Raw genomic sequence first — 3,479 nt, 5'->3', positions numbered from 1 at the left:
GGGCCGGCGCCTGGCCGGAGGCCGAAACCACGCGCTCGGGCTTGGGCTTGGGGACGCGGGCGCCGCGCAGGGCGATGGCCAGCGGCCCGCCGGGCGCATCCACCGAATAACGCGCCGCCCACTGCACGAACTCCAGGGTTCCCGGCGGCAGGGGCGGGTCGTCGAACCTGGCGTCCACGGGCTTCAGCGGCCGGTTGCCGCCCGCGGCCTCGCGCAGGGCGGTCACCACCCCGCGGATCAGGCGCGGCCCGAGCGGCGCGGCCACCTGGTCGCCCACCTGCAAGCCCATCCCTTCGGGCTCGGCATAGTCGAACGCCTCGGGCAGGGGCATGGGCAGCAGGACCGACGCAATCCGGCTCATGTCAGCCCTGCTTTGAGCTTGTCGCGATCAGACGCTAGAAGGAGCGTCCTTACGAACCCGGAAGCCAACGCCATGCAGCTCTTTCTCGACACCACCGACGTCGCCGTCCTGAAGGATCTGGCCGCCACCGGCCTGGTGGACGGGGTTACGACCAACCCCACCCTGATCGCCAAGTCCGGGCGTCCCATGCTGGAGGTCATCGCTGAGATTTGCGATCTCGTCGAGGGGCCGGTGAGCGCCGAAGTGGCCGCCACCGAGGTCGGCGGCATGCTGGCCGAGGGCAAGAAGCTCGCCGCCATCGCCCCCAATGTCGTGGTCAAGCTGCCCCTGACCCGCGATGGCCTGATCGCCACCGCCGAGTTCGCGGTGCACGGCATCCAGACCAATGTCACCCTGTGCTTCTCCGCCGCCCAGGCCCTCTTGGCCGCCAAGGCCGGCGCCACCTACATCTCGCCCTTCATCGGCCGGCTGGACGACTATGGCGCGGTGGGCATGGACCTGATCACCGAGATCCGGGCCATCTATGACAACTACGATTTCGACACCGAGATCCTCGCCGCCTCGATCCGCAACCCGGTCCATGTGACCCAGGCCGCGCTCGCCGGCGCCGACTGCGCGACCATTCCGCCCAACGTCTTTGCGGATCTCTTCAAGCACCCGTTAACCGAGAAGGGTCTTGATCAGTTCATGAAGGACTGGGCCGCGACGGGTCAGTCGATCCTGTAAAACGCGGGGACAGACGATGGAAACGGGCGCCAAGCCGAAGGATCTTCAACTGGCGCCCGATGTGGTCCGTCGCATCCTCCTCGACAATCCCGAGCTGCTGACCGGCGACGCCGAGCTGCTGGCCGAGCTGGGCCTCAAAGTCCAGCCGGCCAATGTGGTGGAGTTCACGCCGGCGGCGCTCGCCCGCGTGCACGAGGCGCACAAGCGCGAGTCCAAGGCGCGCAAGTATCTCGAGGCCACGGCCCGCGCCAACTTCGCCGCCCAGGCCCAGACCCACGGCGCGGTCGTCGACCTGCTGGACAGCCGCAACCACGCCGACCTGGCCCGCCGGGTGGATGATCTCGCCCAGCTGCGCTTCGGCCTGGCCGGCGGCCTGATCGCCCTGGAAGGGCCTGAGCGCACCCCCGCCGGCTGGCGGGTCCTGGCCGAGGGCCAGATCGATCAGGTGATCGGCCACCAGCAGGTGGCCCGCATGGGCTTCCAGCCGGTCGCCCTGCCCCTGTTCGGCGAACGCGCGGGCCAGATCCGTTCCATGGCCATGGTCCGCCTGGCCATCTGGGAGCCGGCCCGCACCGGCCTGCTCGCCTTCGGCTCCGCCGATCCCAAGGGCTTCACCGAGGACATGGGCGCCGAGCTCGTCGCCTTCCTGGCCCGGGTGGTGGAGCGTACGGCCGAGCGATGGCCGGTCCTATAGGCGCAGCCCGCGAGGCGCTCGGCCTCTGGCTGGAGCACCTGGCCAAGGAGCGCCGCGCTTCGCCCCGCACGGTGGAGGCCTACGCTCACGCCGCCAACCGCTATCTCGGCTTCATGGAGCGCCATCGCGGCGAGAGCCTGGCCCTGGCCGACATGGCCGGGATCAGCGCCGGCGAGCTGCGCGCCTGGCTGGCCCATCTGCGCAGCGGCGAGACCCCGCTGTCGCCCCGCTCCATGTCCCAGGCCCTGTCGGCGGTGCGCACCTTCCACAAGTTCATGGACCGGCGCCTCGACACCCCCAACCCGCACCTGGCCATCGTCCGCGGGCCGCGGGTGAAGCCGTCGGCGCCGCGCCCCGTCACCGAGGACCAGGCCCGCGGCCTCTTGATTGAACCCACCCTCAACCCAGACCGCGAGGACTGGGAGGCCGCCCGCGACCAGGCGGTCTTGACCCTGCTCTATGGCTGCGGCCTGCGGATCTCCGAGGCCCTGTCCCTGACCCGCGCCGACGCGCCCCTGCCAGCGTCGCTGCGCATCACCGGCAAGGGCTCGAAGACCCGGATCGTCCCGGTCCTGCCCGCCGTGCAGCAGGCGGTCGCCGACTACCTGACCGAGCTGCCCTTCGCCCTGTCGCCCGACGAGCCCCTGTTCCGGGCCAAGCGCGGCGGACCTTTAAGCCCCCGCCACGTCCAGGCCACGGTCCAGACCCTGCGGGGGCGCCTCGGCCTGCCCAAGAGCGCCACGCCGCATGCGCTCCGCCACTCCTTCGCCACGCACCTCTTGGGCGCCGGCGCCGACCTGCGCTCGATCCAGGAACTGCTGGGCCACGCCTCCCTGTCCACCACCCAGCGCTACGCCGATGTCGACGCCGAAGGCCTGCTCAGCGCCTATGCCGCAGCCCACCCGCACGCCTGATCAGCAGGGAGTGATCTCCGCCCAGGGCGCGCCGAAGGCGCCGCCATGCAGGCGCGGGCAGACCGTCTGACCCTCTTCCAGATTAAGATACTGACGCTGGGATATCTTGAGATCATGCCCCGCCGGAAAGGGGCCCCAGGCGGACAGGGCGGCATGATAGGTGGTGTGCCGGGACCCGGATCGGGTGAGATCGAGCACGGTCGCCCGATAGGTCGTCGGCGCGCCCGTATCGAAGTCGACATCGGCAGCCATGGCGGAACCCCAGCCGTAGGCAAGTGCGGCCAATCCAAGGACAGTGATCGCCCGAGGCGAGGTGAATGACCTCCGGTCGGCCGCGAGCAGAACGACGGCGATCACAGCGCACAGGAGCAAGGTCGCCAAGTTCAGCTTGGCTCCGCCCACGAAGTTGAAATCCATGAGCGCGCGGAAGGCTAGGGCCGCCCCAGGGAGCAGCAGACCCGCAGCGGTCGGCCTTGGGGTGGGCGACGGGGGCATAAGCGTGGCTACGCCACGGGAGACCAGCACCAGCGCAACGGCCAACGGCGGGCATAGTCCGCCCACAACCAACAGCGCCTTTGGGGGGAAATCCCATAGAAGCATTGTGACAGCGAGGCCGAAGGCCGCGATGTTCAGGGGGTTCAGCACCCGTGCCCAGCGATCAAGCAGGGTCTGACGCGCTTCCGGGGTGTCACCGAAGCGGGGGTCGGGGGACTGTCAGGAATTTCGTGTGTGGGCGGGCGGTTGAACATATTTAGGCGGCGGCCTTGTTGAACCGGTCTCCGAA

General features: G+C 69.7%; 5 protein-coding genes. 3 read left to right on the top strand and 2 right to left on the bottom strand.

The genetic code is table 11. The annotated features are described in order from the left end of the window. The coding region (locus ACFQ27_RS20690) for a primosomal protein N' family DNA-binding protein (RefSeq protein WP_449305027.1) at window positions 1–361 on the bottom strand (361 nt) is incomplete at its 3' end. Window positions 362–433: 72 nt separating this feature from the next. Between ACFQ27_RS20690 and fsa the strand changes: the two genes are divergently transcribed. Genes fsa through ACFQ27_RS20675 form a run of 3 tightly spaced genes read left to right on the top strand, consistent with a single transcriptional unit; the run spans window position 434 to window position 2,695 of the window. After that, on the top strand, window positions 434–1,087 hold the full coding sequence (fsa, locus tag ACFQ27_RS20685; protein ID WP_377354903.1) for a fructose-6-phosphate aldolase: 654 nt from the start codon (window positions 434–436) through the stop codon (window positions 1,085–1,087). A gap of 16 nt (window positions 1,088–1,103) precedes the next feature. Next, window positions 1,104–1,781 (top strand): DUF484 family protein, encoded by a 678-nt coding sequence (locus ACFQ27_RS20680; RefSeq protein ID WP_374343595.1) that lies wholly within the window; start codon window positions 1,104–1,106, stop codon window positions 1,779–1,781. Further along, the gene (locus ACFQ27_RS20675; protein ID WP_377354902.1) at window positions 1,766–2,695 is read left to right on the top strand and encodes a tyrosine recombinase XerC; all 930 of its coding nucleotides are present in this window, start codon (window positions 1,766–1,768) and stop codon (window positions 2,693–2,695) included. The genes ACFQ27_RS20680 and ACFQ27_RS20675 overlap by 16 nt, the downstream gene beginning before the upstream one ends. Here the strand turns inward: ACFQ27_RS20675 and ACFQ27_RS20670 are convergent, their stop codons facing one another. Then, window positions 2,696–3,112, bottom strand: a complete 417-nt coding sequence (locus ACFQ27_RS20670; protein WP_377354900.1) for a hypothetical protein — start codon at window positions 3,110–3,112, stop codon at window positions 2,696–2,698. Window positions 3,113–3,479: the final 367 nt, after the last annotated feature.

Source organism: Phenylobacterium conjunctum (genome assembly GCF_042679085.1).
GTDB lineage: Bacteria > Pseudomonadota > Alphaproteobacteria > Caulobacterales > Caulobacteraceae > Phenylobacterium > Phenylobacterium conjunctum.
This window is presented reverse-complemented; position numbering and strand designations above follow the sequence as displayed.